Below are 16,484 nucleotides of genomic sequence, written 5' to 3'. Positions count from 1 at the left end.
AAAGAATTCCGCATACACTGCGCTGCGTGTTCATTGCTTGATGCGCCGGAGTCGCCGTGTTCAGACTGCCTTTCCCTATTCTTGCCGGTCTTCTCGTCTGCGCGGTCGGCGCTTCGCCGGTGCTTGGTCAGAGCACGCTGCTCAATGTGTCGTACGATCCGACGCGCGAGTTCTATCAGCAGTTCAACGCCGCTTTCGTCCGCCAGCACAAGGCGAACAGCGGGGAAAGCGTTTCCATCCGGCAATCTCACGGCGGTTCGGGCAAACAGGCGCGCGCCATCGTCGATGGACTTGAGGCCGACGTAGCGACCCTTGCGCTGGCCTACGATATCGATGCGCTGGCGCAGCGCGAACTGCTGCCGACGAGTTGGCAGAAGCGGCTGCCGCACAACTCGGCGCCCTACACTTCGACGATCGTCTTCCTTGTTCGCAAGGGCAATCCGAAACAGATTCGCGACTGGGCCGACCTTGTCCGTCCGGGCGTTGCGGTCGTCATGCCTAACCCGAAAACCTCCGGTGGGGCGCGTTGGGCGTACCTTGCCGCCTGGGGCTACGCGCTGCGCCAGGCAGCCGGCGACGAAGGAAAGGCGCAGGAGTTCGTCGGCAAGCTGCTGCGCAATGTTCCCGTCCTCGATGCCGGTGCGCGCGCGGCGACGACGACCTTCGTCGAGCGCGGCATCGGTGATGCGCTGCTTACCTGGGAGAACGAAGCCCATCTGGCAGTGAAGGAACTCGGGCCGGACAAGGTCGAGATCATCACCCCATCGTTGTCCATCCTGGCCGAGCCAGCGGTAGCGCTGGTCGACAAGTACGCCGACAAGCACGGCACGCGCAAGCTGGCGGAGGCTTACCTGGCCTATCTCTACTCGCCCGAAGGACAGGAAATCGCCGCGCGCAATTACTATCGGCCGCGCGAGGCCAGGATTGGCGCGCGCTACAGCGGGAACTTCCCGAACCTGCGCTTGTTTACGGTGGACGAGGTGTTCGGCGGCTGGATCAAGGCGCAGCGGGTGCACTTTGCCGATGGGGGCACATTCGATCGACTGTTTGGTCGCCGCTGAGCGTGCATCACCCGTTCGTGCCGGGATGGCCGGGCTCCGGTCCCGTTCGGCGGGATGGCGTACGCGCAGTGCATCACGCAGTGCACCAGGATGAACCGGGCACGCAACATAGCGCAATGGCGATGCCGGACAGCCGTCAACGGCGCCCTTTTTTCCGGTTTCTGCGATTGCCTGCTAAGCTAGCGACTGGTGGCCAGCGAGCAATCGTTTGATCGCACAACAATCCAGGAGGTCCGCAGCATGCCCATGAATATCGCCGGAAACGTCAGCGAACTGATCGGTAACACGCCGCTGGTTCGCCTCAATCGTCTCGCGCACGGAATCGAAGGCACGATCGCCGCCAAGCTCGAGTTCTACAACCCCGCACACAGCGTCAAGGACCGCATCGCAGCTGCGATGCTCGACGCCGCACAGGCGGCTGGCCGGCTGACGCCCGAGACCATCGTCCTTGAGCCGACCTCGGGCAACACCGGAATCGGTCTGGCGATGGTCTGCGCTGCGCGTGGCATCAAGTGCTGCTTTGTCATGCCCGAAACGATGAGCCGCGAGCGGCGCCTGCTGCTCAAGGCCTACGGCGCTGACCTGGTCCTCACGCCGGGACCGGATGGCATGGCCGGAGCCATTCGCCGGGCCGAGGAAATGGCCGCCGCCGACCCGCGTTACCTGGTGCCTCAGCAATTCGAGAACCCCGCCAATCCTGCCATTCACCGGGTGACGACGGCCGAGGAAATCTGGCGTGACACCGACGGTCGGGTCGATATCTTCGTCGCCGGTGTCGGTACGGGGGGTACGATCACCGGTGTTGGCGAGGTCCTCAAAGCGCGCAAACCCGAAGTGCAGGTGGTTGCGGTCGAGCCCGACGCGTCGCCAGTGCTTTCGGGCGGTCAGAAAGGCCCGCATCCGATCCAGGGAATCGGTGCCGGCTTTGTTCCCCGCGTCCTGAACACCGCGGTCTTCGATGAGGTGTTGCGCGTCAAAGCCGATGATGCGTTCGCCATCGCCCGCCGAATGGCGAGCGAAGAGGGTTTGCTGGTCGGCATTTCGTCGGGTGCTGCCGTCTGGGCGGCGCTCGAAGTCGCTCGGCGGGCGGAGAATGCCGGCAAGCTGACCGTCGTCGTGATTCCTTCGTTTGGCGAACGCTATCTGTCGACCCAGCTCTACGCTCACCTCGAGGCCTGATTCAGTCGTCGAGACGCCCGCCAGGTGGGTCACAGCAGCACAGGAGGCAGCATGCCGACCGACGATCCTCCGGTGGCGGCTGCGGCTCCGTGGCCGGTTGGCCTTGCCCAGCCCGGCCGGCAGCGCTCGACACGCCCGCGTGTGCGGCAGATCCGCGCATCCGAGAACAACCGGTAGAGGGCGATGGCCCTGATTTCACGCATTCGCAGCCGATCAATCGGCGCCGGGGGAACGCTTCTCGCTGGCGTTGGCCTTGCCCTGCTGCTGCTCGTTGGATCGATCGGCAAACTGCTCTACGACGCCGACGACGAACTCGTCGCCGAGCGCTTTCGGGCGGCGGCGACGCACCGCGCAGCACACCTCAGTCGGCAGCTGCGTGCTCAGGTCGACCAGCTTGTCCCGGCACAGCGCCTGTTCGCCGCAGATCAGTCGCCGAGCGCCGAGTCCTTTCAGGCGTTTGCCGAACGCCTGCTTCTGGTCGATGAGGCGACCACCCACCTGCTCGCCTGGTTGCCCGCCGCCAGTGCCGAGCAGCGCGCACGCGACCCGGGAAAAACGTCTGCTCCTCGTTTTCCGCTTTCCTATCTGGTTCCGCAGGGAGCCAACCGATGGGCGGTCGACCAATCAGGCGAAGCCCTTGTCGAGCATCCGGCGTTGCTCGGCCAGGCGATCGATTCCGGGCTACTCGCCTTCTGCCGATTGACCCCGGCGATCGCTGCGCGCTGGCCAGGGGGTGCCCTTGCCGTGGTCGTCCCCGTCTATCGTCCGGAAGGTGCGGCCGCGACGGTCGAGGCACGGCGTTCGACCACCCACGGCCTGCTCATGGCGATCGTCAGCCCGGTGCAGGCCTTCGAACAGGCCAGCTTGCGCGCCGACGAAGCCGGTTTGCGTGTGCGCCTGCTCGACCAGAGCCTGCCGCCAGAACAGGGCCTCATCTACGCCTGGCCGGCTGGCGACGGCGCGGCCGATCCCTCTGCCAGCACCGCGTACAGCTACGAATCCGACCTGGTGCTCGGCGGGCGACGCTGGTCGATCATCGTCGAGGCCACCGACGTCTGGCGCGCCGACCACGCGTCACTGGCGATACGCCATGCGCCGCTTGTCGGCGGCCTGCTGGCACTCCTGCTGCTGATTCAGATCAGCCTGCTGCTCAAGCGGCGCACCCTGGCCAGCCGGCTTCTGCGTGAGCTGGGCGAGCGACGCACGGCCGAGGCATGGACGCGCAAGCTTTCTCTCGCCGTCGAGCAGAATCCGGCAACGATCATCATTACCGACCTGCAGGGAAGAATCGAGTACGTCAATGAACGCTTCGTGCACACCACCGGCTATACCAAAGCCGAGGTGCTCGGCCGTAACCCGCGCATTCTGAAGTCAGGGCGAACTGACGCGACAACCTACGCCGACCTGTGGACGACGATCAAGAGCGGCCAGGTCTGGCGCGGCGAGTTCGAGAACCGGCGACGCGACGGCACACGCTATCTGGAACGTGCGATGATCGCGCCGATTCAGGACGCTTTGGGAAAGACGGCAAACTACCTGGCGATCAAGGAAGACATCACCGAACTGCGCCAGATGATCGATCGCCTGCATGAAAGCGAAAGCCGCTTTCGCAGCGTCGTTTCGGTGATGGCCGAGGGTCTGATGGTCTGCGCCGACGACGGCAGCCTGATCTTTGCCAATCCTGCCGCAGAAGAGATTTTTGCCAAGGCGCAAACCCGGCTGCAGGGTGAAGCGGCGGACGAATGGGGCGGCGAGAAGCTGCGCGAGGACGGGTCAGCTTTTCCTCAGGAGGAACGGCCGTGGCTCGTCGCCATGCGCGAAGGGCGCGATGTGCGCGGCGTGGTCATGGGTTTACGTTCGTCCGATGGCAGCCTGCGCTGGATCCTGATCAACGCCTCGCCGCTGGCCTCGAGCGAGGCTACGCCGCGCACTGCGGCGGTGGTCACTCTTACCGACATTACCGAGCGCAAGGCGGCGCAGCAACGGGTGGAATTTCTGGCTCACCACGACGCGCTGACCGAACTGCCCAATCGCATCCTGCTGCGCGACCGGGTCGAACAGGCAATGGCCGCGGCGAAGCGCACGCATAGCCGCCTGGCCTTGATGTTTCTCGATCTGGACCGCTTCAAGACGATCAACGACTCGCTCGGTCATCCCACCGGCGACAAGTTGCTCAGGGCGATCGTCGAGCGCTTGCGATCGTGCGTGCGCCAATCGGACACGATCAGCCGGCAGGGCGGCGACGAGTTCATCATCCTGCTCAGGGACGCGCGCGACGGCGACGCTGTATCGCGCCTGGCCGACAAGATCCATCGCCGAATGTCCGAGCCTTTCCTGATCGACACGCACGCCTTGTCGACCTCGTTTTCGATCGGCATCGCGATGTTTCCCGACGATGGCGACAACTTCGACGATCTGACGCAGAAAGCCGACACGGCGATGTATCACGCCAAACAGGCCGGGCGTAGCGCGCACCGCTTCTTCACCGAACAGATGAACGTGCAGGTGGTCGAGCACATGAAGCTCGAGACCGACCTGCGGCAAGCGATCGAACGCAAGGAGTTCATTCTCCACTATCAGCCCCAGATCAGGCTGGAAAGCGGCGAGATCTGCGGTGTCGAAGCACTGGTGCGCTGGTGCAGCCCCGAGCGCGGCATCGTCGGGCCTGGTCGCTTCATTCCGATCGCCGAGGAAACAGGGTTGATTGTGCCGATTGGCAACTGGGTTATCGGCGAAGCCTGTCGGCAGGCGCGCGCCTGGCAGGACGCCGGTCTGCCGCCGTTCACCGTCGCCGTCAACCTGTCGGCGATGCAGTATCGCCGCAGCGATCTGGTCGATACGGTGATCAATGCGCTGGTCCTCGCCGACCTCGATGCGCAGTGGCTCGAACTCGAACTCACCGAGTCAATACTGATCCAGGACAGCGAAGCGGCGCTCGACACGGCGCGTCGCCTGAAAGCGATCGGTGTCCGACTGTCGGTCGACGACTTCGGTACCGGATACTCCAGTCTGGCCTACCTCAAACGCTTCGCGGTCGACAAGCTGAAGGTCGCCCAGCCCTTCGTGCGCGATGTGGTGCGCGACGCCGACGATGCCGCGATCGTTCGCGCGATCATCCAGATGGCGCACAGCCTGAAGCTGTGCGCTATCGCCGAGGGCGTCGAAACCGTCGAGCAGGCAGAGCAGTTGGGCGCTTTTGCCTGCGACGAGATCCAGGGCTACTGGCTGGCCAAACCGATGCCGGCTGACGATCTGGCCGCCTTCGTGCGCTCCCATCCGGCGCCCTGAGTGTCCTCGCGTCTGCCCGGAAAGACGCCGGCTTCGCTGACGATGGCGTCGAGCGGCTGATCATGCGTGGCGGGGAATATCGAGTCGACCCGGGCGAGTTCGAAGCCGACGCCGATCGCCAGCGGACGCGGTGACATCGTTGCCAGCGTCGAGTCGAAGTGCCCACCGCCGTAACCGAGGCGGTAGCCGGCTGCATCGAAACCGACGAGCGGAATGAGCAGCGCTTGTGGCAAGACGAAATCGCCGGTGGGCGGCGCTGGAATTCCGTAACGGTCGGGACGCAGCAGCGTATCCGGTTGCCAGGCGCGAAAGACCAGCGTGCGTCGTCCGGCAAGGGCCACCGGGAGCAGAGCGCGAAACCCGGGATCGGCAGCAGAGCACCATTCGGCGAGCAGCGGTCGCAGGTCAGGTTCATTGTGCACCGGCCAGCAGAAGCCGACGCGCATTGTGCGCAGATCGGGAAAGCTCTGTCGCAAATGCGTGCGGATCAGTTGTGAAAGGCGGGCCCACTCGCTCGCCGGCAGAGCCCGGCGAGCAGCGAGGAGCTCGCGTCGTCGCAGCCGACGACATTCGTCAACGGCTCCGTCTGTCGGTGGCGAGGCGCCGAATTCCGCCGTCAGGCTCTCCTGCATGTGCTATCGTCCACCTGCGTCAATTTCCAGAAATCCAGCATAACATGAAGTTTTGTCGAACGATCCTGCTTTTCCACTGGGCATTCTTCGGGGTCGCTACACTGGCTTTCGGCGTGCCCTCGGACGAGCAGTTTCTCGCTGCGCGCGAGGCCGCGCGGAGTGCCGACAAGGCAAGACTCGAGCGTCTGGCGCCTGCCCTTGAGGACCATGACCTCGCTGCCTATGTCGATTACTGGCGTCTCCTGCTCGACCTGAAGGACGCCGACCTCAGTAGCGTCAGTGCCTTCCTCGCTCGTCACGAGACGACCTACGTTGCCGAGAAGCTGCGCGCCGATTGGCTGCGTCAGCAGGGCAAGAAACAGCAATGGGCCAACTTCGACGGCGAGTACGCGCGTCTCGCGCAAGCCGACCAGGAACTCGCCTGCTATGCCCTGCAGAGCCGGCGGGCGCAGGGCGACAAGCGTGCCGCCGACGACGCGCTGCCGCTCTGGCTGACGCTGCTCGAGCCGCCCGAGTCCTGCTATCCGGTGCTCGAAGCCTTGATCGTCGACAAGCGCGTCCTCGCCGATTCGGTCTGGCAGCGCATTCGCAACCAGTTCGAGGCCAACAAGATCGCTGCTGCTCTGTTCAGCATGAACTATCTTCCGGCGAGCCAGACACCCGACAAGAAGCTGGCGCAGGCCGTCGCCGAGACGCCGATGCCCTGGCTGAGCCGCTTGCCGAGTGACTTCGCGGCCAGCCGCATGCAGCGCGAGTTGGCCGCGCTGGCCATCCAGCGCGTCGCGCGCAATGATCCCCGCGTGGCGGCCGAACAGTTGAGCCGGCTGGCCGGATCGCTTGGCGCACGCGAAAAAGGCTGGGCGTGGAGTCAGGTCGGCTGGCAGGCGGCTCAGCGCCATTGGCCTGAAGCCTTGGACTGGTACCGCCAGGCGGGCGACGCTCCCCTGTCCGACGAGGCGGCGCAGTGGAAAGTGCGGGCGGCATTGCGCGCGCACGACTGGGCCAGCGTCCGGCTGACGATCGAGCGCATGCCGGCGCCGCTGGCCGCCCAGCCGGCCTGGGTCTACTGGCTCGGGCGCGCCTATCGTGCCGGCGGACGCCTCGAAGAAGCCAACGCGCTTTTTGCAAAGATCGCCGGACGACACGACTTCTACGGCAATCTGGCCAACGATGAACTGGGTCGGCCGACGAGCGCACCCGTTCGAGCCACACCGCCGACCGCGGAGGAACTGACCAGACTGAAGACCAACGTCGGCGTGCAGCGCGCGCTCGCCTTCTTCCGCCTCAACCTGCGTACGGAAGGTGTGCGCGAATGGAACTGGGCGCTGCGCGAGATGAGCGACCGCGAACTTCTCGCGGCCTCGGAGCTTGCCAGGCGTGCCGGAATTTACGATCGGGCAATTGCTGCCGCTGATCGCACGCGCGAGGAACACGACTTCACGCTGCGCTATCTCAGCCCATTTTCCGAGCAGGTGCGACCGGCGGCGCGTAATCAGGCGCTTGACGATGCCTGGGTCTACGGCTTGATGCGGCAGGAGAGCCGTTTCGTCAGCAGCGCACGCTCTTCGGTCGGCGCTTCCGGGCTCATGCAACTGATGCCCGCGACGGCAAAATGGGTCGCCAACAAGATTGGCCTGAAAGACTTCAGTCCATCCAGGGTCAACGATACCGAGACCAACGTGCTGCTGGGCACGACGTACATGCGGCTCGTTCTCGACAGTCTGGACAATCAACCGGTCGTCGCCTCGGCGGCCTACAACGCCGGACCCGGGCGCGCCCGTCGCTGGCGCGCTGAGCGGCCTCTGGAAGGCGCCATCTACGCCGAGACGATACCGTTCAGCGAGACGCGCGACTACGTCAAGAAGGTGATGAGCAACGCGGTTTATTACTCGGCCTTGTTCGACGGCAAGCCGCAAAACATCAAAGGGCGACTGGGCGTCGTCCCGCCGCGCAGCGGCAGCGAGACGGAGGCTGAAGAATTGCCGTAAAATGGTATTTTTCCGACACTTGAGCGAGCGGTAGGAGGCTATGGAACTGGAAAACGTGCTGTTGATCGGCGGCAGCGGCTTTGTCGGCGGATGGATCGCCAACTGTCTTTCGGGACGCGGTGTCCGGGTGACGATCCCGACCCGGCGTCGCGAGAACACCAAGCGCTTGACGACCGTCCCCATGGTCAGCATGGTCGAGGCGAACGTGCACGACGCGCCGACGCTTTGCCAATTGATGGGGGGCCAGGATGCGGTGATCAACCTGGTCGGAATCCTCCACGACGGAGACTCGCGACTCCCATACGGCAAGGGATTTGCCGCCGCGCATGTCGAACTGCCCGGCAAGATCATCGCTGCGATGCAGGCGACCGGCGTTCGCCGTCTGGTGCACATGAGCGCGCTCAAGGCAGCAGGCAACGCGCCGTCCGAGTATCTCCGTTCCAAGGGCGATGGCGAAGCGCTGGTCAAGGCAGCCATGGGTGATCTGGATGTGACCGTCTTCCGCCCATCGGTGATCTTCGGTCCGGGCGATGCCTTTCTCAACATGTTTGGCAAATTGCTCAGGGTCTTGCCGATCCTGCCGCTGGCGGGCGGCGAAGCGTGCTTCCAGCCGGTTTTCGTCGGCGACGTGGCGCAGGCTTTCGCCGACTGCCTGACCCAGGGCGCGACTTTCGGACAAACCTACGACCTGGCTGGGCCACGGGTCTACACCCTGCGCGAACTGGTCGATTACACCGCGCAACTGGTTGGCAAGCAACGCCGGATCATCGACCTGGGAACAGGTGGCTGGGCCTATCTGCAAGCCGGCCTGATGTGGCTGCTGCCCAACCCGCCGCTTTCGCCCGACAACCTGCGGTCGATGGAGGTCGATAGCGTCAGCGATGGCGAGCACAACTTTCCGGGATGGCAACCGACCTCACTCGAAGCGGTCGCTCCCAGCTACCTCTCGCCCGACGAGATCGAACAGTTTCGCCTTGACCGTTACCGCTATCGGGCCGGGCGCTGAGCGATTCGCCACGACGGTCGGCAGCGCATAGCATGCAGGTCTTCGTGGTCGGCGGCGCTGTCCGTGACGAACTGCTCGGGCAGCCCGTGCAGGACCGCGACCATGTCGTCGTCGGAGCATCGGTCGAGGAACTTCTGGCGCTGGGCTTCAAGCCGGTGGGCAAGGATTTCCCGGTCTTTCTGCACCCGACGACACGCGAGGAGTACGCGCTCGCCCGCAGCGAGCGAAAGGCCGGCCGAGGCTACAAGGGGTTCACCGTTGATGCCTCGCGCGAGGTCAGCCTGGCGGAAGATCTGGCGCGTCGCGATCTGACGATCAATGCGATCGCACGCGCCGCTGACGGCCAGCTGATCGATCCCTACGGCGGGCGCGAGGATCTCGCCGCGCGCGTTCTGCGCCATGTCGGGCCGGCCTTCGTCGAAGACCCGGTACGCGTTCTGCGCCTCGCTCGCTTCGCAGCCCGCTTTGCCGACTTCAGCGTCGCGCCGGCAACGCTCGACCTGATGCGCAGCATGGTCGACCAGGGCGAGGTCGACCATCTGGTCGCCGAGCGCGTCTGGCAGGAGCTGGCCAAGGGCCTGCTGGAGACGAAGCCCTCGCGCATGTTCGACGTTCTGCGTCAGTGCGGTGCGCTGGCGCGCCTGTTGCCGGAAGTCGATCGCCTGTTTGGCGTTCCGCAGCGCGCCGACTACCACCCGGAGATCGATACCGGCAAGCACGTCATGATGGTCGTGGATCGTGCAGCCGAGCGTCGCGCCGGCTTGCCGGTGCGCTTTGCCGCGCTGCTGCATGATCTGGGCAAGGGGACGACACCGGAAAGCGACCTGCCCCGCCATCCGGGGCACGAGGCGCGCAGCGCGGACCTGGTCCATGCCGTCTGCCGCCGCTTGAAGGTGCCGGCCGACTGCCGCGATCTGGCTCTGCTCGTCGCTCGCCACCACGGTACGATTCACCGCGCCGGAGAAATGACTGCGGCGAGCATCGTTCGCCTGCTCGAAACGACCGACGCCTTGCGCCGGCCGGAACGCTTCGAGCAACTGCTCGAAGCCTGCATCTGCGACTTCCACGGCCGTCTGGGTTGGCGCGAGGTGCCCTATCCGGCAGCGGAACTTCTCCGCCAGGCGCGCCATGCGATGCGCAGCGTCGACGCGGCGGCCATCGCCGCCGCCTGCAATCAGCCGCAAGCGCTTGCCCAGCGCCTGCACCAGGCACGCGTCGCGGCAGTCAAGGTGAGGTTCGCCGGCGAGTGACCGGCGGCAGCGGAAAGGACGCCTGTACGGTCAGCGTCCGGAGGCGGCGCCCAAGGTCAGCGCGCGCCGGGCAGCGCCACGTTCGCTTGCGCCAGAAGTTGCCTGACGAGCACCATGCTCTTGATGGCGTGCCGATTGATCCTTTCGATCGGCCTGTTGCCCTCGCCGGCGCCGCCGTCACCGCTGGCGCCCTCGGTAGCGCTGACCGATGAGTCGGACGAACCTGGAGCGCCGTCACCGCCCGAGGAACCGGCGCCGTCGCCACTCGCAGAAGATCCGCTGTGTCCATCCGAACCGCTGTTCTGGGCCAGCGCAAAAGGCGTTGCAAGCAAGCCCGCGAGCAGCAGGGTGAGCGCAAGCCGACTTTTCATGGTCATCTTCATTCCTTCAGCGCACTATTCAACACATCCTCGATCAGCCGCAGCGAGGATGGGCTGGCGATTACTCGGTCATTGACAATCAGACTGGGCGCGCGCGTGACGCCCCAGGTATTCGTCGCAGTCCGGCGCAGCGCCTCGATATGCCCGATGATCGCCGTATTGCGCATGCACTTTTCAGCTTTCTCAGGTGTGATGTCGAAATCCTTCAACACGCTCCAGACGCGCGCCGGCGTTGCCATGTACGAACCCCGTTTCATCCCGTCGGCCAACGACGGATAGCGCACAGCGGCCTGCATGGCGGCCAGATGCTGTTCGGCGGGCAGGCAGCGAAAGCCGGCCAGTGCCTGCATGTCGTGCCAAGTCAGCGGAAAGTCGTAGACGATCAGGCGCAGCTTGCCGGTATCGACGTACTTCTCCTTGAGGCGGGCAAAAATTCTATCCATCAGATAGGAAGTGTCGCCGGACAAACCATAGACCAGCACCGCTGTGACCTTCGCGTCGGCCTTGCCGAGAACGACCAACTGGTCGTTGAACGGGATGGCTTCGTCGTTGAAGGTCGCGACCAGCTCCACCAGATCGGTCGGGAGCTTGGCCGCTGCGGGCGCCGGCTGGGCCGCCGCCAGGGTGGCCGTCAGGGCGGCCACAGCACCCGCCAACCAGTGTCCTGCACTACTCACCGAGTGCTTTCGGGTATTCATCGGCCTCGTCCAAAATGAAAAGGTGACAAAAAAATTATAATCAGTTTTTTTCGCTTTGCGAGTCTTTTCGGAGGCCGGCCGGAAAATGACAAATGCTTTGAACGCAGTTTTCCCACGGCTGTTTCGGCGTGCCCTGGCGCGTACCGTGTGCGGCCTGACGTGGTGGTTCGCTGGCCTGCGCAGTCGGCCTGTCGCCTCGCTGATTGCCTGCGGCGCCCTCTGCCTGAGTAACGGGCTGTCTTTCCCGGGCCGCGCTGTTGCCCAGGAGAGTGACCGCTGGGACGAGTTGATGGAAAAGGCGTCGGTCTCCCTTGTTCGGGAGGATCTCGCCGCGGCACGTCAGGCGACGACGCAGGCCGCCCGGCTCGCCGAGTACGAGAATGCCGACCGGCTGGTGAGCAGCCTGGCGCTACTCGCCCGCATCGAACACGAGGCGGGCGACCTGGCTCAGGCAGAAAGGGCGCTGCGCCAGGCAATCGAGGTGATCGATCGCATTCCCGGCCAGCTCGCCGAAGAAAAGGCAACCTTGCACAATAACCTGGGCACGGTGCTCGATCTGCGCGGCGACCTTCCCGGGGCCGAGCGCAACTACCTCACCGCGATGAAATTGCGCGATTCGCTACCGGGCGCGCAGACGCAGGCACGCTTTGCCCTCTTGTTGAATCTTGCCGGTCTGGTCGACCGCCGCGGCGATTCAGCCCGGGCGCTTGAACTGTATCAACGTGCCGAGCAATATCTACCGGCGGATTCCCCGCTTGCCCGGGCGCAACTCGCCAACAACCTGGGCACGCTGCTCTACCGTCTGGGTCGCGTGCCGGAAGCGCGTCAGCGCCTGATCGAGGCGCTGCAGGCCCTCGACGCGGGCAGCAGCGCGCTGCTGACCGCCTCCTTGCAGCACAATCTGGGGACCATCGAACTGCAGGCCGGCGAGCTCGAGAGCGCCGGCCGCCGTTTGCGCGAGGCCGAAGCGCGGCGCCGGGCACTGCTTGGCGAGCAGCATCGTGACACTGCACGCACGCTGCTTGCGCTGGCCCTCCTGCTCGAGCGGCAGGGCAACGCGGAAGCCGGCCTGGCGGCTGCTCGAACGGGTACTTCCAGCATCACGGCAAATCTGGCGGCCGGCGCCGGAACTTCGGCGGCAAGCGCCCTGGCGCAGGAGCGACGCGAGTGGCGGGAGGGTTTTGTCACCCACCTGAGCCTGCTGGCGAAGGCCGAAAAGGACCCGCGGCGGCGCGCTGGCGAAGCTTTCCAGTTGATCCAGGCAAGCAAACACGGCGAATTGGCGCGCGTCTTCGCCGACTCCGCGGCTGGCGTCGGGGCGCCGGGCGACCTTGGCCAGCGGACGCGCGACATTCGCGCCCAGATGTCGCGCTACCAGCAGAAGGAGCGAGAGCTTCTGCAGCAGTTGCAGGACCCGCGCTCGCTCGGCGACCGGCAGCTTGCACTGCGCAATCAACTGGCGAGCGAGCGTGCGACGCTCGAGCGGATGCAGGAGCAACTGGCGCAGGCGCATCCACGCTACCACGAGCTCGTTTCGGGACGCGTCGTTGCCGCCGAGGCCTTGCCCGCACTGCTGCGTGATGATGAGGCGCTGCTCGCTTTCCTGGTTGGCGAACAGCAGACGTTTCTCGTCGTCGCGACGCGCAGCGAGCTGCGCTTTCTCGCTTTGCCGATCGGTCGGTCGGGCCTCGACGGTCTGGTTCGCCGCATTCGGTCCACGGTCGACCCGGAAAGCGACGAACAGGCAACCTTTGCCTTCGCGGAGGCGAGTCAACTCTACCAGCAGATCATCGCGCCCGCCGCCGACGTTCTGGCCGAGAAGAGCACCTGGTTCGTCCTGCCGGACGGCCCGCTGGAAAGCCTGCCGCTCAGCTTGCTGCTGAAAACGCCCAGTCCGCCAGCGCGCAGCCACGCCGACTGGTTGCACCTGCCCTGGGTCGGGCGACAGCACGCCTTGGCTACCCTGCCTTCGGTCAGCGCGCTGGCGCTTGCCCGTACACAGAGCGTACCCGCTCCAGCGCCCGAGCCCTTGCTGGCGTTTGCCGACCCGGCGCTCGGAGCACCCGGCCCAGGGGCGACGCGCGCCACCCGCCGACCGCTCAACCGCGGCCTGTGGGGAGAGCGTCGCGTCGCCGACCCGGCCAGGATACGGGCACTGGCGCCCTTGCCGGAAACCGCCGACGAAGCGCGGGCAGTGGCTGCCGCGCTGGGCGGCGGGCGCATCTTCCTGCGCGAGGAAACCCGCGAAAGCAAGGTAAAAGGCATCGATCTGTTGCCTTATCGAAACGTCCTCTTCGCGACGCATGGGGCGATGGCCAGCGACTTCGTGGACTTCGGCGAGCCGGCGCTGGTGATGACCCCGCCAGAAGTGGCCAGCGAGCTCGACGATGGTTTGCTGTCGGCCAACGAAATCGCCAGCCTGCGGCTGAACGCCGATTGGGTTCTGCTTTCAGCGTGCAATACGGCGGCGGCTGACGGTGCGCCAGGGGCAGAAGGGCTCTCCGGCCTCGCCAAGTCATTCTTTCACGCCGGTGCGCGCAATCTGCTCGTCTCGCACTGGGCGGTCGTCTCCGAGTCTACCGTCCTGATCACCACCGGCGCTTTCCGCGCGCTGGCGGCCGAGCCGCAACAGGGCAGGATCAGGGCGCTGCAGAAAGCGATCGTGCAGGTGATGAACGACGAGCGCTATCACCATCCGGTGTATTGGGCGCCGTTCGTTCTCGTCGGCGAGGGGCGCTGACGCCAGATCGGCGCCAGGCGCGCCAAGCGCGAGATTTTCTCTCCCCCGAGACTGGCGAACAGCGTATGCTTGGCACTTCCTTGGCCGGCCGGCCGACCGCCTCAAGGCAAGCGTGCCAACTCTGGTGCGGGCGTTGAAACTGAAGTGGGTTGGCCGCGGTCGGAACGTGTATCGAGTGGTTTGCACTGGGAGGAATGGAGATGAAATACCGTGAAGTTCTCGCTTTGGCGCTGGGCACGCTGTTGCCGGTGGTCGCACTTGGACAGACCGAACGTCTGCTGAAGCCGGACGAGATCAATGAAAAGGCACTCGTCGAACTGCTCGCTCCGGAGGAAGCGGGAGCCCCCGTCAAGCGGCGGACGCGGTCGATCAACGTGACGCGCGAGGAGAGTGCGCAAGCGTCGGCCAAACCGGCAGCAGCTTCCCTGTTGATCACCTTCGAGACGAACTCGGCCGGCCTGACGCCGGCCGGCAAGCAGTCGCTGGACGTCGTCGGTCGCGCCTTGAGTTCGGAAAAATTGTCTTCCTACCGCTTTGCCATCGAAGGGCACTCCGATCCGCGCGGTGGCGAGGCGTACAACATGCGCCTGTCGCAGTCGCGTGCCGAAAGCGTCGTCGGTTATCTCGCCGAGAATCACCAGATCCAGCGCGGCCGCCTGACGCCGGTCGGCAAGGGGCCGACGCAACTGCTCAACCCGGCGCGTCCGGAAGCACCGGAAAACCGCCGCGTAACCATCAAGCGCCTGGATAATTAGCGCACGCACCCGGTACGGCGCGCGCGGGCGGGTCAGTCGATTTCTTCGATGGTGAAGACGGCAGCGCCGTAGCGCGACGAGCACTTCTGGCTGGTGGGACAGATCACCTTGCCGGCAAACGGATTGCCCGCGCCGGGCGGAGCCTCGGCGGCGATCTTGGCCGCCTGTTTGAGCGGAAACTCGGCAAACGGATCGATCTTCTTCAGTCCGGCGGCGGTGAAGTCGCGTCGGTTCTCCGAGACGAAGGCGACGAAACGGTTGGTCCCGGCGGGTCCGGCAGCGGTCATTGCCCAGCCCGAACGAGGCAGGTTGAGCTCACCGTCGCCGGCGATCGCGTTGTCGGCATCGATCGCGTTCGGGAAGAGCAGATTGAAGTGACTGCGATCGGTTCCCACCATCAGGATGTAAAGGTAACCGGGTTTGAGCGAAGTCACCCGGAAGCGCAGCTTGTCCTGACCGATCCTCACCTTCGCCTTTTCGGGCAGAACGGTGACCAGGTGCTCGGCATCGCGCTGCCGGTGAATCTCTTCCAGCATGTCGACCGGATCAAAGGCTTTGCCGCCACGTCCGGCAGCGCCGTTCTTGCCCAGCAGCAGATCGACCAGTTCCTTCTCAGTGACGCCCTGGCCGCCTGCCGTCGCCACTTTCGTCGGCTCAGACGGTGTCGGCTCGTCGGCGCGCGTCGGTGAGCTGCCGGCCGGACTGGTCGCTGGCTGAGCCGCCGTCGCCGAGGCGGCTGGCGTAGGCGCGACCGGCGACGGGGTTGGGGCGACTGGCGTCGACGAATGCGGGCGCAGCGCGTAGTACGCCCCCGCGCTGACCAGCAGCGCAGCGCCTGCCAAGCCGGCAAGCAGTGCTGTCGGCTTCTTCGCGGTTGCCGGCGTGGCTTCCCGGCCGGCTTCCGGGGTTGGCGGCGAGGGCTGGGCAGGCGTCGCTGCGGCATCCTTCTGCCCCAGGAGCGTTCGCCATTCGCCGATCGTCTGCGGGCGATCGCCCGGCTTGACGGCCAGTGCGCGGTCGATCGCGGCGAGGAAGCCGGCACTGTAGCGACCGGCCGCCACCTTGCTCAGCGGCGGCATCGTATCGTTCATCGAACGGGCGACCGAGGGCATCGGCGGCCGCCCGGTGATCGCGTTGTAGACGACGGCCGCCATCGCGTAGATGTCGGTCCAGGCGCCCTGTTTGACCTGCGGTACTTCGGCGTACTGTTCGAGCGGCGCGTAGCCCGGCTTCAGAATGACTGTCAGCGCTTGCGTGCGGTCACTGATGACCCGCCGCGCTGCGCCGAAATCCAGCAACAGCGGACGGCCGTCGGCAAGCAGCAGGATATTGTCCGGGGCGATGTCGCGGTGGAAGCAATTGTCGCGGTGAATGACTTCGAGTGCGTCGAGCAGCGGATTGATGATCGCGCGCAGCCAGTCTTCGCTCGGTGCTTGCGGCATCTTCTGCAAAGCCTGCTTGAGCGTGATCCCTTCGTAGAACGGCATCACCATGTAGGCTGTGCCGT

General features: G+C 65.4%; 12 protein-coding genes. 8 read left to right on the top strand and 4 right to left on the bottom strand.

The window, feature by feature from the left end; genetic code table 11:
• Nucleotides 1–65 precede the first annotated feature (65 nt).
• The 3 genes from RKP46_RS01995 (at nucleotide 66) to RKP46_RS01985 (ending at nucleotide 5,528) form a co-directional block, all read left to right on the top strand.
• Complete coding sequence (locus RKP46_RS01995) at nucleotides 66–1,061, top strand: sulfate ABC transporter substrate-binding protein (protein WP_409194091.1); 996 nt, start codon at nucleotides 66–68, stop codon at nucleotides 1,059–1,061.
• Nucleotides 1,062–1,307: 246 nt separating this feature from the next.
• The gene (cysK, locus tag RKP46_RS01990) at nucleotides 1,308–2,240 is read left to right on the top strand and encodes a cysteine synthase A (protein ID WP_311105100.1); all 933 of its coding nucleotides are present in this window, start codon (nucleotides 1,308–1,310) and stop codon (nucleotides 2,238–2,240) included.
• Between the two features lie 183 nt (nucleotides 2,241–2,423).
• Nucleotides 2,424–5,528, top strand: coding sequence for an EAL domain-containing protein (locus RKP46_RS01985; RefSeq protein WP_311105075.1), 3,105 nt, complete (start codon nucleotides 2,424–2,426; stop codon nucleotides 5,526–5,528).
• Here the strand turns inward: RKP46_RS01985 and RKP46_RS01980 are convergent.
• Complete coding sequence (locus RKP46_RS01980) at nucleotides 5,459–6,160, bottom strand: 5-formyltetrahydrofolate cyclo-ligase (protein WP_311105074.1); 702 nt, start codon at nucleotides 6,158–6,160, stop codon at nucleotides 5,459–5,461. The two genes, RKP46_RS01985 and RKP46_RS01980, sit on opposite strands and share 70 nt — an antisense overlap.
• Nucleotides 6,161–6,204: 44 nt before the next feature.
• On the opposite strand from RKP46_RS01980, the gene RKP46_RS01975 reads away from it, so the two are divergent.
• From RKP46_RS01975 to RKP46_RS01965, 3 genes are read left to right on the top strand one after another with little or no spacing between them, the layout of a single operon-like run.
• Nucleotides 6,205–8,148, top strand: a complete 1,944-nt coding sequence (locus RKP46_RS01975; protein ID WP_311105073.1) for a transglycosylase SLT domain-containing protein — start codon at nucleotides 6,205–6,207, stop codon at nucleotides 8,146–8,148.
• Between the two features lie 40 nt (nucleotides 8,149–8,188).
• On the top strand, nucleotides 8,189–9,154 hold the full coding sequence (locus tag RKP46_RS01970) for a complex I NDUFA9 subunit family protein (protein ID WP_311105072.1): 966 nt from the start codon (nucleotides 8,189–8,191) through the stop codon (nucleotides 9,152–9,154).
• 32 nt (nucleotides 9,155–9,186) lie between these two features.
• The gene (locus tag RKP46_RS01965; protein WP_311105071.1) at nucleotides 9,187–10,404 is read left to right on the top strand and encodes a multifunctional CCA addition/repair protein; all 1,218 of its coding nucleotides are present in this window, start codon (nucleotides 9,187–9,189) and stop codon (nucleotides 10,402–10,404) included.
• A 56-nt stretch (nucleotides 10,405–10,460) separates the two neighbouring features.
• Here the strand turns inward: RKP46_RS01965 and RKP46_RS01960 are convergent, their stop codons facing one another.
• Together RKP46_RS01960 and RKP46_RS01955 are read right to left on the bottom strand one after the other, a co-directional pair.
• The gene (locus RKP46_RS01960) at nucleotides 10,461–10,781 is read right to left on the bottom strand and encodes a hypothetical protein (RefSeq protein ID WP_311105070.1); all 321 of its coding nucleotides are present in this window, start codon (nucleotides 10,779–10,781) and stop codon (nucleotides 10,461–10,463) included.
• Nucleotides 10,782–10,783: 2 nt separating this feature from the next.
• On the bottom strand, nucleotides 10,784–11,482 hold the full coding sequence (locus tag RKP46_RS01955; protein WP_311105069.1) for a thioredoxin domain-containing protein: 699 nt from the start codon (nucleotides 11,480–11,482) through the stop codon (nucleotides 10,784–10,786).
• A gap of 145 nt (nucleotides 11,483–11,627) precedes the next feature.
• On the opposite strand from RKP46_RS01955, the gene RKP46_RS01950 reads away from it, so the two are divergent.
• Nucleotides 11,628–14,222, top strand: coding sequence for a CHAT domain-containing tetratricopeptide repeat protein (locus RKP46_RS01950; protein ID WP_311105068.1), 2,595 nt, complete (start codon nucleotides 11,628–11,630; stop codon nucleotides 14,220–14,222).
• Nucleotides 14,223–14,422: 200 nt separating this feature from the next.
• On the top strand, nucleotides 14,423–14,977 hold the full coding sequence (locus RKP46_RS01945) for an OmpA family protein (protein WP_311105067.1): 555 nt from the start codon (nucleotides 14,423–14,425) through the stop codon (nucleotides 14,975–14,977).
• Nucleotides 14,978–15,009: 32 nt separating this feature from the next.
• Here RKP46_RS01945 and RKP46_RS01940 read toward each other — a convergent pair.
• The coding region (locus RKP46_RS01940) for a protein kinase domain-containing protein (RefSeq protein ID WP_311105066.1) at nucleotides 15,010–16,484 on the bottom strand (1,475 nt) is incomplete at its 5' end.

The organism is Accumulibacter sp., from assembly GCF_031732815.1.
GTDB lineage: Bacteria > Pseudomonadota > Gammaproteobacteria > Burkholderiales > Rhodocyclaceae > Accumulibacter.
The sequence above is the reverse complement of the archived record's forward strand: the minus strand, read 5'-3'. Positions and strand labels throughout refer to the sequence as shown.